The organism is Dictyoglomus thermophilum H-6-12, from assembly GCF_000020965.1.
Taxonomy (GTDB): Bacteria; Dictyoglomota; Dictyoglomia; order Dictyoglomales; family Dictyoglomaceae; genus Dictyoglomus; species Dictyoglomus thermophilum.
Window position 1 is genome coordinate 1,253,322 of record NC_011297.1, and the last position, 19,102, is coordinate 1,272,423.

Annotated in this window: 14 protein-coding genes and 1 riboswitch; of the genes, 8 read left to right on the forward strand and 6 right to left on the reverse strand. The window is 35.1% G+C overall.

The annotated features are described in order from the left end of the window. Position 1: 1 nt before the first annotated feature. The 5 genes from purL to eno form a co-directional block, all read right to left on the reverse strand. Complete coding sequence (gene purL / locus DICTH_RS06340; protein WP_012547310.1) at positions 2-2,140, reverse strand: phosphoribosylformylglycinamidine synthase subunit PurL; 2,139 nt, start codon at positions 2,138-2,140, stop codon at positions 2-4. A 15-nt stretch (positions 2,141-2,155) separates the two neighbouring features. After that, on the reverse strand, positions 2,156-2,815 hold the full coding sequence (gene purQ, locus DICTH_RS06345; protein WP_012548456.1) for a phosphoribosylformylglycinamidine synthase subunit PurQ: 660 nt from the start codon (positions 2,813-2,815) through the stop codon (positions 2,156-2,158). Then, positions 2,815-3,066 (reverse strand): phosphoribosylformylglycinamidine synthase subunit PurS, encoded by a 252-nt coding sequence (purS, locus tag DICTH_RS06350; protein ID WP_012548165.1) that lies wholly within the window; start codon positions 3,064-3,066, stop codon positions 2,815-2,817. The genes purQ and purS overlap by 1 nt, the downstream gene beginning before the upstream one ends. Positions 3,067-3,090: 24 nt before the next feature. Next, on the reverse strand, positions 3,091-4,392 hold the full coding sequence (gene purB / locus DICTH_RS06355) for an adenylosuccinate lyase (RefSeq protein ID WP_012548700.1): 1,302 nt from the start codon (positions 4,390-4,392) through the stop codon (positions 3,091-3,093). A gap of 133 nt (positions 4,393-4,525) precedes the next feature. Beyond that, positions 4,526-4,627: riboswitch (purine riboswitch) on the reverse strand. A gap of 2 nt (positions 4,628-4,629) precedes the next feature. Beyond that, the gene (gene eno, locus DICTH_RS06360) at positions 4,630-5,904 is read right to left on the reverse strand and encodes a phosphopyruvate hydratase (protein WP_012547473.1); all 1,275 of its coding nucleotides are present in this window, start codon (positions 5,902-5,904) and stop codon (positions 4,630-4,632) included. A 160-nt stretch (positions 5,905-6,064) separates the two neighbouring features. Between eno and DICTH_RS06365 the strand changes: the two genes are divergently transcribed. From DICTH_RS06365 to DICTH_RS06400, 8 genes are all read left to right on the forward strand, one after another. Next, a complete protein-coding gene (locus DICTH_RS06365) occupies positions 6,065-6,652 on the forward strand; it encodes a phosphoribosyltransferase (RefSeq protein ID WP_012547674.1) in 588 nt (195 codons plus the stop codon). Beyond that, positions 6,649-8,259, forward strand: a complete 1,611-nt coding sequence (locus DICTH_RS06370) for a glycosyltransferase (protein WP_012548790.1) — start codon at positions 6,649-6,651, stop codon at positions 8,257-8,259. Before DICTH_RS06365 ends, DICTH_RS06370 begins: the two co-directional genes overlap by 4 nt. Before the next feature lie 15 nt (positions 8,260-8,274). Then, on the forward strand, positions 8,275-10,758 hold the full coding sequence (locus DICTH_RS06375; RefSeq protein ID WP_012548037.1) for a mannose-1-phosphate guanyltransferase: 2,484 nt from the start codon (positions 8,275-8,277) through the stop codon (positions 10,756-10,758). Between the two features lie 72 nt (positions 10,759-10,830). After that, on the forward strand, positions 10,831-12,822 hold the full coding sequence (locus tag DICTH_RS06380) for a sodium-translocating pyrophosphatase (protein WP_012548610.1): 1,992 nt from the start codon (positions 10,831-10,833) through the stop codon (positions 12,820-12,822). Between the two features lie 146 nt (positions 12,823-12,968). Beyond that, positions 12,969-15,896 carry an isoleucine--tRNA ligase gene (gene ileS, locus DICTH_RS06385; protein WP_012548118.1) on the forward strand — a complete coding sequence of 976 codons (2,928 nt, stop codon included), beginning with the start codon at positions 12,969-12,971 and terminating at the stop codon, positions 15,894-15,896. A gap of 24 nt (positions 15,897-15,920) precedes the next feature. Beyond that, on the forward strand, positions 15,921-16,823 hold the full coding sequence (locus DICTH_RS06390) for an ABC transporter substrate-binding protein (protein ID WP_012547061.1): 903 nt from the start codon (positions 15,921-15,923) through the stop codon (positions 16,821-16,823). Further along, positions 16,823-17,761, forward strand: a complete 939-nt coding sequence (locus DICTH_RS06395) for a FecCD family ABC transporter permease (RefSeq protein WP_012547246.1) — start codon at positions 16,823-16,825, stop codon at positions 17,759-17,761. Before DICTH_RS06390 ends, DICTH_RS06395 begins: the two co-directional genes overlap by 1 nt. Continuing rightward, the gene (locus DICTH_RS06400) at positions 17,758-18,534 is read left to right on the forward strand and encodes an ABC transporter ATP-binding protein (RefSeq protein ID WP_012547513.1); all 777 of its coding nucleotides are present in this window, start codon (positions 17,758-17,760) and stop codon (positions 18,532-18,534) included. The genes DICTH_RS06395 and DICTH_RS06400 overlap by 4 nt, the downstream gene beginning before the upstream one ends. Here the strand turns inward: DICTH_RS06400 and DICTH_RS06405 are convergent. Then, positions 18,515-19,102 (reverse strand): hypothetical protein, encoded by a 588-nt coding sequence (locus DICTH_RS06405; RefSeq protein WP_012548114.1) that lies wholly within the window; start codon positions 19,100-19,102, stop codon positions 18,515-18,517. The genes DICTH_RS06400 and DICTH_RS06405 overlap by 20 nt on opposite strands.

Sequence of the window (19,102 nt, forward strand, 5' to 3'; positions counted from 1 at the left end):
TTCACCTTCTTTGATAAAATTCATTAATATCCTCTTTAATAAAAGGCTCTATGATGAAATCTTTTTCTACAACCTCTCCCATTTTGTGAGTTTTTAACTCATATTTCTTTATAAATTCCATATATTCATCTTCCCTATCTTTGTTAACCTCAACTATTATCAATCCAGATCCTTCTCCAACCAAGTTATCCAGTTTCTCTGAAGGAAGGCTAACTTCTACCCCTTTATTTCCCCAAAAAGCCATTTCAAGAAGAGCAACCAATATACCACCCTCACTCACATCGTGGGCTGATACAATTATGTCTCTTTCTTTCCTTATTTCCTCCATAAATAACTTTAATTTTCTTTCCCATATAAGATCTACATAGGGTGCTTCTCCTTCTATCTTGTCAAAAACATCTTTTATAAATCTAGAACCTTCTAAAGAGAGCCAAGAAAAGTCACCAATTAAATAAAGACGATTTCCAACAACCTTTAAGCCAGGCTTTATTAGATAACTCAAATCTTCAAGAACCCCAACCATTCCTATAATTGGTGTTGGAAATATCTTCTTTTCTCCTTGGCCATTATAAAAGCTAACATTTCCACTTACGACTGGTATTTCAAGAGTCCTTGAGGCAAGATTTATCCCTTTAACTACTTCCCTAAACTGATAAAAGACTTCAGGCTCATCAGGATCACCAAAATTAAGTCCATCTGTAATTGCTAAAGGTCTACCCCCAACACATAAAATATTCCTACAAGCTTCTGCAACAGCATACATTGCACCTCTTTTAGGGTTAAGATAGCAATATCTTCCGTTTCCATCGGTAACCACTGCAATACCTTTGTTGGTTCCTTTTATTCTTAATACAGAAGCATCACCAAATCCAGGAGGAAGAACTGTGTTAGTTTGCACTGAGTAATCATATTGCCTATATATTTTTTCTTTCAAAGATAGATCATTAATAGCATTATTCATAAATTTCTCTATATGTTCTTTTTTTATTAATGACCTAAGATCAGAGGATAAATTTGGAACCTTATATTCCTTATAAGGAGGGTCAAATATTAAAGATCCATCTACAAGAAGCTCTGTAGGAAGGTCAACCACTTTTTCTCCTTTAAAGTAAACAATAAATTTTTCCTCTTCTATTACTTCTCCTATAATCTCTGCCTCAAGATCCCATTTCTTAAATATACTTATTATCTCTTCTGCTTTCTCTGGCCTTATAACAAGCAGCATCCTCTCCTGAGACTCTGAAAGTAAGATTTCCTCAGCAGTCATATTCTCTTCTCTTTGAGGAACCTTATCCAAATATACCTTTACTCCACTTCTTCCCCTTCTTGCAGATTCTGAAAGACTACTAACAAGTCCAGCAGCACCAAGGTCTTGAATTCCAACTACACCGTCAGTAGAAGCTGCCTCTAAACAAGACTCAATAAGGAGTTTTCCTAAAAATGGGTCCCCAACTTGTACAGAAGGCCTCTTTTTGTGCACCTCATCATCTAACTTTTCAGAAGCAAAACTTGCACCCTGCAAGCCATCTCTCCCCGTTCTTGCTCCCACAAGAAGTAAAAGATTTCCCTTGCCTTCAGCTTTTCCCCTATAAGATTTCTGTTCAGGACCCAATAAACCAACACACATGACGTTAACCAAAGGGTTTGAAGAATAACAATCCTCAAAGACGATTTCTCCACCAACAACAGGAACACCTATACAATTTCCATAAAAACTAATTCCCCCTACAACCCCCTCAAATAGATACTTATTCCTTCCTTTTTCTATAGGACCAAACCTAAGAGAATCCAGTAAAGCTATAGGTCTTGCCCCAATAGCAAGTATATCTCTTACTATTCCTCCCACACCTGTGGCTGCTCCTTGAAAAGGCTCTACCGCAGAGGGATGGTTATGACTTTCTATTTTAAAAACCACCCTATATCCATCACCTAAATTTATTATTCCTGCATTTTCCCCTGGGCCCTGTTCTACCCATTCTGCCTTTGTAAGAAAATCTTTTAAATATTTTCTTGAATGCTTATAGCTACAATGTTCGGACCATATAACTGATATCACAGACCATTCCACATCATTAGGTTCTCTACCTAAAAGCTCAATGGCATGTTTTATTTCTTCTTCCTTAAGTCCAAATACACCCATTTTTCTTTTCACTCCTTAAACTTTTTCTAGTAAAGATAAAAATAAATTTAAGCCTGAAGTACTACCAAGAATCTCTTCTACAGCCCTCTCAGGATGAGGCATAAGCCCCATCACATTTCCTTTTCTATTTATGATCCCAGCAATATTTTCCACCGATCCATTAGGATTCTCTCCATGATACTTAAGAACTATTTGATTATATTCCTTCAATTCCTCAAGACCTCTATCAGGAATATAATATCTTCCTTCTTTATGCGCTATGGGCATTTTAAGAATTTCTCCCACCCTGTAATTCTTTAAAAACAGAGTATTGTTATTTACTACCTCCAACAAAACTTCTTTACATATAAAGGAGTTAGTCTCATTAGGAAGCATAGCTCCAGGAAGAAGACCAGCTTCAAGAAGAATTTGAAAACCATTACATATACCAAGAACATAACCGCCTCTTTTTGCAAAATCTATTATTTCGTTCATTATGGGAGAAAATCTTGCAATAGCACCTGCTCTTAAGTAATCTCCATAAGAAAAACCTCCTGGAAGAATAATTACCTCCGAATCTTTTAAATCATGTTCTTTATGCCATAAGTAAATTGGATCAATCCCTACAACTTTTAAAGCATGATAAGTATCCATATCACAATTAGTACCTGGAAAAATTACTACTCCTACCCTCATCATTCTTCCACCCTTATGCTAAAATCTTCAGTAACAGGATTCACAAGAAATATTTCACTCATTTTTCTTACTTTACCCACAACCTCTTCTTTATTCTCCCCTAAGATCTCTATCTTGAGTACTTTTCCTATTCTTACGTCTTCTACTTCCCCAAAACCTAAATTATATAAAGCATTCTTAACAGTCTTTCCTTGTGGATCAAATATACCTTCTTTCAGAAATATTTCTAAAATTACCGTCCACTTTTTCACTTTTTAAATCCTCCTTATACAACTTTAACTATCATATATTCCTGACCTTTCAAAAATTACATCAATATTCTTAAGAAAAATTTCAGGAGAAAAACAACGCTCAATCTCTTCTCTACTTAAATATTCCCTAATACGACTATCCTCTAAAACAATCTCCATAAAATCTCTCTTCTGTTCCATAGCCTTAAAAGCATCTTCTTGTATCCAAACATATGCTACATCTCTTAAAACCCCCTTTTCGGTGAGGGCTAAGAGGACATTCTGAGAATAGTAAATACGATAGTTCATCATCATATTTTCCCTAATTCTTTCCTCATTTACCCTCAAATCTCTAACAATACCAATAAGAAGGTTAAGTATATAATCTGTCAGAGAAGTAGCATCAGGAAATATAACTCTTTCAACCGATGAATGACTTATATCTCTCTCATGCCACAATGGAATGTTTTCTAAGGCTGAACTTATGTACCCTCTTATTACTCTTGACAGACCACAAATTCTCTCAGAAAGAACAGGATTCCTCTTGTGAGGCATAGCAGAAGATCCTTTTTGTTTTTCCCTAAAAGGTTCTTCTAACTCTCCAACTTCCGTTCTTTGAAGATGCCTTATTTCTAAAGCCATCCTCTCACACGTGGAAGCGATCATAGAGAGAGCATAAATAACTTCTGCATGCCGATCTCTTGGTATAACTTGAGTTGCCACAGGCTCTGGTCTAAGACCTAATATTTTACATGCTTCTTCTTCTACCTTTGGAGACAAATGGGCAAGAGTACCAACAACTCCAGAAAACTTTCCAAAACTAATATTTTCTTTAGCTTTTTTCAACCTCTCTAAATCCCTCTTTAATTCTGCCCACCATCCTAAAAATTTAAAACCTAGAGTTATAGGTTCTGCATGCATTCCATGCGTCCTTCCCATCATTGGAAGATCTTTATACTTTATAGCCTTCTTTTTAACTTCTTCCATCAACTTTATCAGATCATCCTCTATAAAATTCAAAGCCTCAATAATTTGCAAAGAGAAGGCAGTATCCATAACATCAGAAGAGGTTAATCCTTGATGAATATACTCTGAACCCTCACCCACATATTGGGCCACATTAGTAAGAAAAGCTATCATCTCATGGTTATTCTCTTTTTCTATCTCCCTTATCTCCTCAACACTAAACCTTACTCTCTCTTTTATATTTTTCAAAACTTCAAATGGAATTTCTCCTAACCTTGCTCTTGCCTCTAACACTGCTTCTTCTACTTTCCACCATAGAGCATACCTATGTTCGTCTGACCATAAATCTCTCAACTCTTTCCTGCTATACCTTAATAACACTTTTTATACCTCCTTAAAATGAAAGCCCAGGCCTATAGGTTCTCCTTACGAGGGAACCTACCCGCCTGGGCTTTTATCCCTTCGGTGTAGCAAGATTTCACAATCTTGCCCGCTCCGCTTGGATCCTTAGACCCTAAGGAGCGCTTCCGCTCGTAGTCAGGCAATTTACGGTTGCCTGGTAGAGACTCCCGAGCCATATTCCCGGGATTATACGAGACCTCATTCAATTATATTAACTTATCTCTTAAAGTTCAATATTCCTCTATATAATGCTGCCTCACCAAGTTCCTCTTCAATTCTTAAAAGCTGATTATACTTTGCAATTCTATCTGTTCTACTTAGAGATCCTGTCTTTATCTGCCCACTATTTACTGCCACAGAAAGATCTGCTATGAAGGTATCCTCAGTTTCGCCTGATCTATGGGAGATAACAGTCCTATACCCTGCCTGGTGAGCTATTCTTATGGTATCTAATGTTTCAGTAAGAGATCCGATCTGGTTAACTTTTACTAAAATAGCATTAGCTATTCCTTTCTCGATTCCTTCAGCTAAAATCTTGGGATTCGTCACAAAAATATCATCACCTACAAGCTGTACCCTTTTTCCTAACTTGTCCGTTAACTTCTTCCAACCATCCCAGTCTTTTTCCGATAAACCATCTTCAATAGACACAATGGGATATTTATCACAGAGATATTCAAGGAATGAAATCATCTCATCAGAAGTTAATTCTTTTCCTTCAGCTTTCAATATGTATTTACCATTCTCATAAAACTCACTTGCAGCAAGGTCTAAAGCTAATGCAACATCTTTTCCAGGCTCAAAACCTGCCTTTTGTATTGCCTCTACAAGTATTGCAAGAGGATCTTCATTCTTCTCGAGGTAAGGAGCAAAACCTCCCTCGTCACCCACATTAGTATTAAGACCTTTACTTTTAAGTATGCTTTTCAGGGTGTGAAATACTTCAACTGCCCATCTTAAAGACTCTTTAAAAGTAGAGGCAAGAGGAACAATCATGTATTCCTGAAAATCTAATGGGTTATCAGCATGTTTTCCACCATTTATTACATTCATAAGAGGAGTAGGAAGTTCTCTAGCTTGAACTCCCCCAAGATAAAGATATAAAGGTACTCCTAAAGATGCAGCAGCAGCTCTCGCCGTTGCGAGAGAAACAGCAAGGATTGCATTGGCTCCAAGTCTTGATTTATTTTCAGTCCCATCAAGCTCAATCATAGTCTTATCCACGGTATATTGATCGAGGGCTTCAAGCCCTATTAGTTCTTGAGCTATAATTTCATTAATATTCTTTACAGCCTGAAGAACCCCTTTCCCCTTATATCTCTTAGGATCATTATCTCTTAATTCAAGAGCTTCTCTACTGCCAGTAGAAGCTCCAGAAGGTACGATTGCTCTACCAACAGAACCATCTTCTAAATATACTTCTGCTTCTACAGTGGGATTTCCTCGTGAATCTAACACTTCTCTTCCACGAACATCTAAAATCGCAGGCATCTTTACACCTCCTGATTTAGCTTTTTTATTTATCTTTTTAAATGAACTCACAGAAGTATTATAACATTAAAGAAAACTTTATTTTTTAAAATTTCTTTTAAATTTATTTCTATTAAGATAGAATAGAATTAAAACAAAAAAGGTTGAAAGGAGGTTAAAAATGGAATTCATAGCACCAAGCTGGGAAGAGATTTACAATCTATGTCTTGACCTTTCAGATAGGATAAAACAACAAAAATATGAACCTGAAATAATTGTAGGAATAGCAAGAGGTGGGTGGATCCCCGCAAGGATTCTTTCTGATCTCCTTGGCAACTCTTATACTGCAAACTTAAAAATTGACTTTTACAGAGGAGTCGGAGAAACAAAAGATAGGCCAGTAATAACTCAGACCATCTCCACGATAGTAGAAGGTAAAAAAGTATTAATCACCGATGATGTGGCAGATAGTGGAAAGAGTCTTAAAGTAGCCAAAGAACATCTTGAACAGTGTGGTGCCTCACAAGTGAAGATAGCAACTATTTATTATAAACCTTGGTCTATAATAAAACCTGACTTTTATATAAGTGAAACAGAAGCTTGGATAGTCTTTCCCTGGGAAAGAAAAGAATTTGTACAAAAAATGTACGAAAGTTTAAAATCCAAGGGATTAAGCAAAGAAGAAATCTTAAATGAACTTCTCAAAACAAATCTTCCTAAGGATCTCTTAGAAAGATTTCTTAGAGACATTACAGGAGAAGAATTATGAAAAAAGCCTTGGCATCCGGCGGGGTAATAATAAACAAGAGATCTAAAGAAATTTTTCTCCTTAAAAAGAAAAACGGTAATTGGGTACTTCCAAAAGGTCATGTTGAAGAAGGTGAAAACCCAGAAGAAACAGCTATCAGAGAAGTAAAAGAAGAGACAGGTTTAAATGTAAAAATAATAGATTATATTGGAAAAACCCATTATTTTGCCCCTGCCACCGAAAAACATCCCGAGGAAGAAAAAACTGTAATATGGTTTCTAATGGAAACTGAGGAAGAGCACATTAAGGTAGAGGAAGATACTTTTTTAGAGGGAAGATTTTTTAATTTCCGTGAAGCATATAATTTTCTTACTTTTGATCAAGAAAGAGAAATTCTAAGAAGAGCATATGATTTATATCTCATAAGAAATAAAGAAAAGAAGCTGCATATTCTAATGTTAACCTGGGAATATCCTCCAAGAATTGTAGGAGGACTTAGTAGACATGTTTATGATTTAAGTAAGCACTTAGCAAAACAAAATATAAAAGTGTCTGTGATAACCTGTGAAGCTCCAGATACACCTTTTGAAGAGCATTTTGACAATTTATCCATATATAGAGTACCTGAAAAATTAATAGATTCTTACAATTTTATCTCTTGGATTTATCTTCTTAATATATCTATGATAGTTAAAGCAATGGAAGTAAACAAAAAAGAGCCTATTGATATTATCCATTCTCATGACTGGCTAACAACTTTCTCGGCTTACACTTTAAAGCATACATTAAAAAAACCTTTAATCTCTACTATCCACGCAACAGAATACGGAAGAAACCAGGGCATTTATACCGATGAGCAAAGATTTATCCACAATGTGGAATGGTGGCTTACTTACGAATCTTGGAAAGTTATTGTATGTAGTCTTAATATGAAAGAAGAAGTAAAACATCTATTTAGTTTACCTGAAGATAAGATAATTGTTCTTCCCAATGGAATTGACACTGAAAACTTAAGAACAACTATTGATGTTGAAGAACTAAGAAAGATCTACGCTCCTAATGGGGAGAAAATTATCCTATTTATTGGACGCATGCATCCTCAAAAAGGTGCTGAATATCTTCTAAGAAGTATTCCTATTGTTCTTCAAAAATTTCAAAATGTAAAATTTATATTTGTGGGAACAGGTCCTCAACTCAACAGCCTAATAGAAGAGTCTAAATACTTAGGTATAAATGAGAGAGTTATTTTTACAGGTTTTATAGATGACAACCTAAGAAATGCCCTATTAAATATTGCAGATATATGTGTATTCCCCAGTATTTATGAGCCTTTTGGAATAGTAGCTTTAGAAGCTATGGCTCTTGGAAAGCCTGTAATAGCAAGTAACCTTGGAGGATTTGCTGAGATAATCGAGGACGGAAAAGATGGTATTCTTTTTGAACCTAGAAATGTCCAAAATCTAGCAGAGAAGATAATCTGGGCTTTGACAAATGAGGATCATATTCAAATTATCAAAAATAATGCCATAAAAAAAGTGAAAGAAAAATACCTCTGGGAGAAAATAGCTGAAGAGACTAAAAATCTATATTTTAAAGTCTATACAGAATATTTAAAAACCGATTGGTAAAGGGGGTATTATTTAATGAGAGCTGTAATAATGGCTGGAGGTGAAGGGACGAGATTAAGACCCCTTACCCTAACTCGCCCTAAACCAATGACTTATATTGTAGGAAAACCCATAATGGAACATATAATTAACCTTCTTTCTGAACAAGGATTTAGAGAGTTAACAGCCACTCTCTATTATCTTCCCGAAATAATACAAGAATATTTCGATGATGGTTCAAATTGGAATGTAAACTTAGACTACTCCATAGAAGAATCCCCCTTAGGAACAGCAGGAAGTGTAAAATATGCCTTAAAAAATAAACCTAAAGATCGCATATTAATAATAAGTGGTGATGCTCTTACTGATTTTAATCTTAGAGAAGCCATAAAATTCCATGAAGAAAATGGAGCTTTAGTTACCATTGTATTAACCAGTGTAGAAAACCCATTAGAGTATGGAGTAGTGATAACAAAGGAAGATGGAAAGATAATAAAATTCCTTGAAAAACCAAGCTGGGGAGAGGTTTTTAGTGACAGTGTAAACACAGGAATATATATTCTTGAACCAGAGGTTTTAGACTATATCCCAGATAACCAACCCTTCGACTTCAGTAAAGATCTATTTCCAATGCTCCTTGAAAAAAACGCCCCCCTATATGGATACCTGGCACAAGGATATTGGTGTGATATTGGAAATTTAGAACAGTTTTTACAAGCTAACTTTGACGCTTTGAATAAAAAAGTAAAAATCAAAATCCCAGGAAGAGAGATTTTACCTGGCATTTATACCAATGAAGAGGTGGAAATTGCCACCTCAGCTTTTATAAGACCTCCAGTATATATAGGACAATTTACTAAAATCAGTAACAATACTACCATATTAGGACCTACCGTTATTGGGGATTCCGTTTACATAGACAATGAATCAAAACTACAAAGATGTGTAATCTTTAACAATACTTATATAGGTAAAAAAGTTACAATTTATTCTTCCATAATAGGAAGCAAATGCAATATTAAAAACTCTACTAAGATCGAAGAGGGAGTTACCATTGGCGACAATACCAACATTGGAGAAAGAGTATTTATAAACAGTGGGGTAAAAATATGGCCTAATAAAGTCATTGAAACGGGAACTATTGTAAATACTAGCATAATATGGGGGAGCCAATGGAAGAAAACTCTATTTGGATATAGAGGAATTTCAGGCAAGATAAACATAGATATAACGCCAGAGATCGCTACTAAGATTGGTGCTGCCTTTGGAACTATACTTCCTAAAAATTCCTTTGTAGTAATGAGTAGAGACGAAAAGCCTGCTTGCAGAATGATAAAGAGAGCAATTCTCACAGGAATATTATCTACTGGAGTTAACGTCTTCGACATTAGAACCCTACCTATCCCTGTATCTAGATATTCCATAGAAAATCTACATGCTGTTGCTGGAGTACATATAAGGATATCCCCTTATAATTCTGAAAAGATATTAATTGAGTTTTTAGATAAAAAAGGCACAAACATTGACAAAAATACTGAGAGAAAAATAGAGAATATCTTTTTCCGTGAAGATTTTCGAAGAACTTATGCCGAAGATATAGGAGTCATAAGGTTTCCTCCTCACATAATCGAATACTATGTGGAAGGATTACTTAACAAAATAGATTCCTCTCTAATTAGAAAAAGAAAATTTAAAATTGTAATAGATTACCAAGGTAATAGTGCATCTCTATTTCTACCAAATATCTTTTCGAGACTCGGGATAGAAAATATAGCACTAAACTTATATGGAGAAGAAACCAAAAAACTTCTAATCCCTGAAGAAGAGGTATTAAAAATAACTCAATCAGTAAGAGCTGATTTTGGAATGGTAATTGACAACGATAGCGAAAGTTTTTCTCTGATAACTAACGAGGGCAAAGTTATATCAAAAGATGACTTAATTGCAGTAATGACCTATCTTGTTCTCAAAAGAGATCCTAAAGCTCAAATCGTAATACCAGTAACTATTTCAAAATCAGTAGAAAAAATAGCCGAAAATTTAGGAGGAAGTATAATACGTAGTAAAACGGCCCCGGCAGAAATAACAAAAACCATATTGAGATCTGAAGCAAAATTTGGTGCAAGTGAAGATGGATTTATCTTCCCCGAATTCCAATTGTCCTTTGACGGTATTTTTGCCTTGATAAAATTTTTAGAATTATCTTCTATAGTCAATGTGCCCATAACTGAAATTGTTGAGAGTATGCCCAGATACTACAAAGTAAGTAGTATAGTAGATTGTTTTTGGGAAAATAAAGGTAAAATAATGAGAAAGCTTATAGAAAGATTCGCCGAAAAACAAATTGAATATATCGATGGAATAAAAATATATTTTGACCATTCTTGGGTATTAATTTTACCGCACCCGGAGGACTCTTCTTTTGTGGTCTATGCAGAATCACCTACTCTTAAAGAATCACAGGATTTATTAGAAGAATTTACAAATATTATTAAAGAACTTAATCTTACTTTAAACTAATTTTAACTTGACATTAAAATATCTAAACTTATCATAAACTAAGGAGAAATTTTTTTAAAGGGAGGTTGAAAAATGCAAAATCTACTCTGGATTGTCCCCATCTCAGGTGTCATTGGCTTTATAGTAGCCTATATTATTGCTCGTGGTATCCTGAAAGAAGAAGAAGGACCAGAGGAAATAAGAAAAATCATGAGGGCAATACAGCAAGGCGCAGATGCATTCCTAAATCGCGAAATTAAAACTGTAGCAATTTTTGTTATCCTTTTTGGAATCTTTATGGCTATAGTTTTACAACCTCTTTTAGGCCTCTCCTTTGTTATAGGTGCTTCTTTCTCAATGCTTACAGGATACATTGGTATGAAAATAGCCACAAGAGCCAATGGTAGAACCACTTATGCAGCAGCCAAATACGGTCCTGGAAAAGCATTAGACATTGCTTTCTCCGGCGGATCTGTTATGGGACTTATGGAAGCAAGTTTAGGAATCTTTGGATCAAGCTTGATTTATCTGATTCTTAGCAGATTCATGCCAGATCCAAGATTAAAACTTGAAATTATCAGTGGATATGCATTAGGAGCAAGCTTCATTGCTCTCTTTGCCCGTGTAGGTGGTGGAATTTATACTAAAGCTGCCGATGTAGGAGCAGACTTAGTAGGTAAAGTAGAAGCAGGAATCCCTGAGGATGACCCAAGGAATCCCGCAGTTATAGCAGATAATGTAGGCGATAACGTGGGAGACGTGGCAGGAATGGGAGCAGACTTATATGAATCTTATGTAGGAGCAATCCATGCAGGAGCAGTGCTGGGATTTGCATATATGGACTTAAAAGGACTATTATTCCCATTCCTTTTAGCAGTGATAGGTTTATATTCATCCATAATTGGTATAATATTCACAAAAGTTTATGCATCAAGAAAGAACGCAGATCCAGCTAGCGCGTTAAGAAATGGGACCTTTCTTGCCGCAGGAATAACCATAATTGGATCTTACTTTCTCTCTCAAAGTTTAGTAGGGAACCTAGGACCTTTCTGGGCATCTCTCATAGGTGTCCTTGCAGGAATTGGAGTAGGATTAATAAGTGAGTACTATACTTCTAATAAACCCATAGAGAGAATAGCTTATGCAAGTACTACAGGACCAGCCACAAACATCATAACTGGACTTGCTGTTGGAATGGAAAGTACATTCTTGACTATAATTGTCCTTGCAATTGGAACTTACCTCGCTTACCTTGCCAATGGTATGTGGGGAATAGCAATAGCTGGTGTTGGAATGCTTGCAACCTTAGGTATTACTCTGTCTGTAGACGCTTATGGCCCTATTGCAGATAATGCATCAGGTATAGCTGAGATGGCCCATCAAGGAGAAAAAGTAAGAGAAATAACAAGTTCTCTTGATGCTTATGGAAACACAACAGCAGCAATGGGAAAGGGCTTTGCAATTGGATCAGCAATACTTACAGCTCTATCCCTATTTGCTGCATTTAAAGAGTGGGCAGGAATAAACTATATTGATGTATCAAAGGCAAGTGTCCTTGCAGGTGCGCTTATAGGAGGAATGTTACCATTCCTATTCTCATCCTTGGCATTAAGAGCTGTAGGAGAAGCTGCAACTCACATGGTAGAAGAGGTAAGAAGACAATTCAGAGAAATTAAAGGTTTACTAGAAGGAAAAGCAGAACCAGATTATGCAAGATGTGTTGATATAAGTACAAGAGGAGCCTTAAAAGCAATGGTTCTACCAAGCTTAATCATGATCCTCTCTCCATTCATAATTGCTTTCCTTCTAGGAAAAGAAGCTCTTGGTGGAATGCTAACCGGTGCAACCATATCAGGTGGTCTTCTTGCTATATTTATGGCAAATTCCGGTGGAGCATGGGACAATGCTAAAAAACTCATAGAACATGGCAAATTTGGTGGAAAAGGATCCGATGCTCACAAAGCAGCAGTAGTAGGAGACACAGTAGGAGATCCATTTAAAGACACAGCTGGTCCTTCTATCAACATCTTGATTAAGCTCATGGCTGTTATCTCCTTAGTTTTCTTACCTATTTTCTTCCATTAGACCAAAATATAATTGAAAGGTGAGGGATTTTTATAGTCCCTCACCTTTTTTTATTTTTTAAGAAAATTGTAAAGCTTGACATAGGACCTGTTTGTAATATACTTAACCTAAGTTAACAGCATTTAAATATTGGAAGGAGGGATAATTTGTTTAAGAAACTTCCATCATTGATAAATTTTCCACAAATGGAAGAAGAGATCCTAAAATTCTGGAAAGACAACGATACCTTTAAAAAGTCTTTAGAGATAAGAAAGGGTTCTCCAAGATTTAACTTTTACGAAGGCCCCCCAACTGCCAATGGAAAACCCCATGCTGGACACGTTTTACCCAGAATATACAAAGATCTTTTCCCTCGATACAAAACCATGAGAGGGTATTACGTACCAAGAAAAGCAGGATGGGATACTCACGGCTTACCTGTAGAATTAGAAGTAGAGAAAGAACTTGGACTTAATAGTAAACAGGATATAGAAAAGTACGGTATAGAGGAATTTAACAAAAAATGCAAAGAAAGCGTATTTAGATATGAGAAAGAATGGAGAAGATTTACAGAAAGAATCGGATTTTGGATAGATATGGACAATCCCTACATTACTCTAAGTAATGATTATATTGAATCTGTTTGGTGGCTTCTTAAAAAAATATGGGAAAAAGGTTTATTGTATAAAGGTTATAAAATTGTACCATGGTGCCCGAGATGTGAAACAGCTCTCTCGGATCACGAAGTAGCTCAAGGCTACAAAGAGACAGAAGATCCATCAATTTTTGTAAAGTTCAAAATTAGAAATCAGGAAAACACATACTTCCTTGCATGGACTACTACTCCATGGACTCTGATCTCTAATGTAGCTCTCGCAGTACACCCTGATGAAGATTACGTAAAAATTAAATACTCTGATGAATACTATATCCTTGCAGAAAAAAGATTACCACACGTATTTGAAGAAGGAAGCTATGAAATAATAGAGAAGAAAAAAGGAAAAGAGCTTGAAAAAACCTATTATGAGCCTTTATTTAGTTTTATCCCTGTAGATAAGGATGCCTATTACGTAGTCTTAGGAGATTTTGTCACCTTAGAAGATGGTACAGGAATAGTACACATTGCTCCGGCCTTTGGAGATGAAGACTTTCAGTTAGGCAAGAAATATGATCTTCCCTTCCTACAACCAGTAGACCAAAACGGGAAATTTATCAAGGATATAACACCTTGGGCAGGAATGTTCATAAAGAATGCAGATCCTTTAATTATTCAAAACTTACAAGAGAGAAATCTTCTATTCAAAGCAGAAAAATATCTTCATAGCTATCCTTTCTGTTGGAGATGTGATACTCCTCTTATATATTATGCAAGAGCATCTTGGTATATTAAAACCACAGCCGTAAAAGAAGATTTGATCAATAACAATAGAAAAATAAACTGGTACCCAGAGCATATAAAAGAAGGAAGATTTGGTAATTGGCTTGCTAATAACATTGATTGGGCTTTATCAAGAGAGAGATATTGGGGGACTCCTCTTCCTATATGGGTATGTGATTCTTGTGGACATCAAGAATGTATTGGAAGTTTTAAAGAATTAGGCATTACAGACACTAAAAATTTTGATCCTCACAAACCCTATATAGATCAAATTACTCTTAAATGCCCTAAATGTGGCGGAACAATGCATAGAGTACCTGAGGTTATTGATTGCTGGTTTGATTCAGGAGCAATGCCTGTAGCTCAATGGCATTATCCCTTCGAAAACGAAGAAGAATTTAAAGCTTCTTTCCCTGCAAACTTTATATGTGAAGCTATAGACCAGACCAGGGGATGGTTTTATAGCTTACTTGCTATATCGACTCTTGTGTTTAACGAACCTGCTTATAAAAACGTTCTTGTCACAGAGCTGGTCCTTGATGAAAAAGGCGAAAAAATGAGCAAACACAAAGGAAACGTAGTAGACCCATGGCTAATATTAAATAAATACGGGGCTGATGCTCTCCGATGGTATATCTTCACCGTAAGCCCTCCATGGGTACCGTTAAGGTTTGCTCCTGATGCCGTAAATGAAGCTTTAAAGAAGTTTTTGTTAACCTTATGGAATACTGTATCATTTTTCTCTATTTATGCTGAAATTGATGGGTATGATCCTAATCAATACTCTGTCTCCCTAAAGGAACTTGAAGATCTATCTGACAAGTGGATAATCTCCCGCTTAAACTCTCTAATTGCTAAAGTAAAAAATGATATGGAAAATTTCAATGCAACTCAAGCAGCAAGAGCAATTCAATCTTTTGTTATTGATGATCTCAGTAATTGGTACATTCGTTTGAATAGAGAAAGATTTTGGAAATCTGAAAAAGATAAAGACAAATGGGCTGCTTATACTGTTACATACACCGTTATAAAAGAACTTACTAAGTTAATAGCTCCATTTATACCATTCACAGCCGAAAAGATTTATCAAGAAGTAATAAGAGTAGCAGAGAAAAACTCTCCTGAAAGTGTCCACTTATGTGATTATCCTAATGAAATAAATGAGCTAATTGACACTACCTTAGAAGAAAACATGGAAATAATAAGAGAAATCGTAACTGCAGGAAGAATGCTAAGAAATCAAGCCAATATAAAGATAAGACAACCACTTTCTAGACTTTGGATTAAAGTTGATCCTAGAATTGAAAAAGATATTGAACTTCTTAAAAAATATGTACAACAAGAACTAAATATTGAAGAGATAATAATAGGAACCCCTGAAAATAGAGATGGTATTATCCATCACAAAGAAGAATTTTTTGAAATTGCTCTTGACACAAGCCTAAGTGAAGAATTACTAAATAAGGGAATCTTAAGAGAGCTGGAGCACAAAGTTCAAATGTTAAGAAAAGAAGCAAAATTAGATTACACTGATAGGATAAAATTCTATTACAAAGGATCCGACAGAATAAAGAATATAATAGAAAATAACAAAGAAGAATTTGGAGAAGAAATATTAGCTGTAGACATAAAAGAAGGTAATATACCTGAGTCAGCCTATAAGAAGAATATCAAGGTATACGACGAAGAAATAACAGTAGGTTTTGAAAAGGCATAGATATGCGTAGGGGGTGATAGGTTTATGTTTAATAAAAGAAGGCTAAACCTGATAACAATTATACTAATAACATTACTACTTTTATCTTTCTCATTTTCTAAAACCTTTCCTATTATTTTAAAAGACGACTTAGGAAGAACCATAGCTATAAAAAAATATCCAGAAAGAATTATATCCCTTGCTCCGTCTTCTACTGAAATTCTATTTGCAATAGGGGCAGGAGATAAAATCGTTGGAGTCACAGATTATTGCAATTATCCTAAAGAAGCTTTAGCTAAGGAAAAAGTAGGAGGATTTAGCAATCCTAACGTAGAAAAGATAATTTCTTTAAATCCAGACCTCATTGTTCTTTATAAGAGTTTCCCCAAAGAAATATTCAACCAGCTTGAAAAGAATCTACCTAATACAAACTTCATTGTATTAGACCCAAAAACCTATGAAGATGTAATGAAAGATATAAACCTTTTAGGAAAAGCTGTAGGAAAAGAAGATGAAGCAAGAAAAGTCTACAACAATATGCTCAAAACTTGGCTAGAAATACAGAAAAAGACCATATCTATAAGAAAATCTCCCAAAGTTCTATTCCTTGTATGGAATGATCCATTTATATCTGTCTCTCCATCTACCTTCTTAGGTGATCTTCTTAGAAAAATTAAGGCTATTAATATTGTTGAAAATAAGGAGCCAGAATATCCTGTATTGAGCGTAGAGTTCATTGTTGCCAAAAATCCCGACATAATAATTATAGGAGAAATGTCAGGTATATCCATAAATTCCATATTAAACCACCCTCTCTTAAAGGAAACCAATGCTGTTAAAAATAAACGAGTTTATACAATAAACGATGATCTTGTGTTTAGACCAGGACCAAGACTTGCAGACGGTCTAAAAGAGCTCTTTAAGTTGATTTATCCTGAGATAAATTAATGAGGTTAAAAATTTCTCTCTTACTTATCTTTTTAATTGTCTTAACACTTTTCTCGATCTATACCGGAGAAACTAAAGATATTCCAGAAGAAGTCCGGGGAAAAATAATAAGAAATATAAGAATTCCCCGGACTCTTCTTTCCATATTTGTAGGAGGAAATCTAAGCCTTGCTGGTGCGATTCTGCAAAGTTTCTTTCATAATCCTCTTGCAGAGCCTCATGTGATTGGACTTTCCTCAGGTGCTCTTTTAGGAGCAACTTTGTACTTTATTCTTTCCGGAAGCACCTGGGATATTGACCCATTAATAACACCATGGTTTGCCATTGCAGGATCTCTGATAGCACTTATACTGCTCATTATTTTAAATAGAAAATTTCAGTCATCTTATACACTAATCCTTTTAGGAGTTTCCCTAAATTCTCTGCTTTCGTCCATTATTGCCCTTATAATGTTTCTCAAACAAAAAACCTTTCAAGGAGTTTATTTCTGGCTTCTTGGAGGCTTCAATGGTAAAACATGGGATCACTTTTATTTATTAATTTCTTATTCTATTCTTGGCATTATTTGGGCTTTCATATGGAGAAATAAATTTAATTTGCTTTTTCTTAGCGAAGAAGAAATATACAGTCTCGGTTTCTCTCTAAGAAAATATCAACCCCTTATAATAATATTACTCTCCCTTCTCATATCTCCATCAGTAGCAGTATCAGGAAGTATCGGCTTTGTTGGGCTCATAGCACCCCATTTAATGAGAACCTGGGAAACTGCCAACTACAAATGGTTAATCCCATCAAGTTTTCTTGCCGGAGCAAATTTACTTCTTGCTTCAGACATTTTATCAAGGATACTTTTTTATCCTACAGAGATTCCTGTAGGAATCATTACCTCCTTTTTAGGAGTACCATTTTTTGTTTATCTACTTCTTAGAAAACGATGATAAAATTTATAAATGTCTTTGCAGGTTACAAAAACAAGACAGTTATAAAAGATTTTTATTGGGAAACCCCTAAAACTGGTTTTATAGGGATCATAGGTCCTAATGGCTCTGGAAAGACCACTTTATTTAGACTATTGATCAAATATATAGAACCTATCCAAGGAGATATATTAATAGAAGATAAAAACCTAAAATCCATAGGCCAAGAAGAAATAGGGAAAAAAATAGCTTTATTACCCCAAAAACCTTTCTTTGAGGGAAATCTCACAGTAGAAGAATATGTATCTCTCGGAAGATATCCTCATCATCCCCATTGGAGACCTTTGAGTAAAGAAGATATCAACAAAATTAATGAGAGTCTAAATATTACAGATACAATGCATCTTAGGAAGAAAAAATTAGTAGAACTTTCTGGTGGAGAACAACAAAGAGTGTTACTTGCAAGAGTCCTAGCTCAAAACCCCTCTATTTTACTTCTCGATGAGCCTACTAATAACTTAGATCCATATTACCAGATATATTTTTTAGATTTTGCTAAAACACTCAGTTCAAAAATTCTTGTGCTTTCAAGTCTTCATGATATAAATATGGCCTCTGCCTATTCGGACTATATTCTTGTAATAAAAAATGGAAAAATAATATCTTATGGGGAGCCCATTAAAGTCCTTTCACCTGATCTTTTGGAAAATGTATTCCAAGTAAAATACAAAGAAATTAAATTAAATGAAAAAAAATTCTTTGTTCCAATAAATATTACCAATCAGGAAGACTAATCTTTGAAAGTCTTCTGTCAATAAACCAGATTCTTATAATAAGAGCAAATATAGCTCCTAAGATAATATTTGAAAAGGTTAGAAGATAATAGAAGAATGAGATTATTAAAAATATCTTTGTCTCGTTCTTTTTGGAGGAATATATAAAATGCTTGCTTAAAGTTATCTCACCTTTAACACTTCCTGGGTATTCTCTATAGGTCCATATATTACTTATGTAACCAGGAATATCCAGGAAGAAAAAATATAGTGCCATAGTAAATCCTGCGATGATCTCGTACACATCTTTACTAAACCCATAATATTTTGTAAGTACCCATACAAAAAGTAAATACAATATCAATACAATATTTAAAATCCAAAAGCCAAAACTCCTTTTGGGTTTCTCAATTTTCTTTTCCTCTTGCTTTCGCCACGGAGGAACAATCTCTTCATTTCCCTCTACTTTTATATATTTTTTAGCATCCTCCTGATAATATAATTCTTCCTTTCTCTCTAAATATTGCCTAAGGAATATGAAGCAAATTATAACTATGGGAATAAACCAAGGTTGGTATATCAACCCCAT

Coding starts and splice junctions, on each gene's coding strand:
- purQ (WP_012548456.1), bottom strand. CDS start 2,815: ATGAGGGTAGGAGTAGTAATTTTTCCAGGTACTAATTGTGATATGGAT.
- DICTH_RS06400 (WP_012547513.1), top strand. CDS start 17,758: ATGATAAAATTTATAAATGTCTTTGCAGGTTACAAAAACAAGACAGTT.
- purL (WP_012547310.1), bottom strand. CDS start 2,140: ATGGGTGTATTTGGACTTAAGGAAGAAGAAATAAAACATGCCATTGAG.
- DICTH_RS06405 (WP_012548114.1), bottom strand. CDS start 19,102: ATGGGGTTGATATACCAACCTTGGTTTATTCCCATAGTTATAATTTGC.
- DICTH_RS06365 (WP_012547674.1), top strand. CDS start 6,065: ATGGAATTCATAGCACCAAGCTGGGAAGAGATTTACAATCTATGTCTT.
- DICTH_RS06370 (WP_012548790.1), top strand. CDS start 6,649: ATGAAAAAAGCCTTGGCATCCGGCGGGGTAATAATAAACAAGAGATCT.
- DICTH_RS06390 (WP_012547061.1), top strand. CDS start 15,921: ATGTTTAATAAAAGAAGGCTAAACCTGATAACAATTATACTAATAACA.
- DICTH_RS06380 (WP_012548610.1), top strand. CDS start 10,831: ATGCAAAATCTACTCTGGATTGTCCCCATCTCAGGTGTCATTGGCTTT.
- DICTH_RS06375 (WP_012548037.1), top strand. CDS start 8,275: ATGAGAGCTGTAATAATGGCTGGAGGTGAAGGGACGAGATTAAGACCC.
- eno (WP_012547473.1), bottom strand. CDS start 5,904: ATGCCTGCGATTTTAGATGTTCGTGGAAGAGAAGTGTTAGATTCACGA.
- DICTH_RS06395 (WP_012547246.1), top strand. CDS start 16,823: ATGAGGTTAAAAATTTCTCTCTTACTTATCTTTTTAATTGTCTTAACA.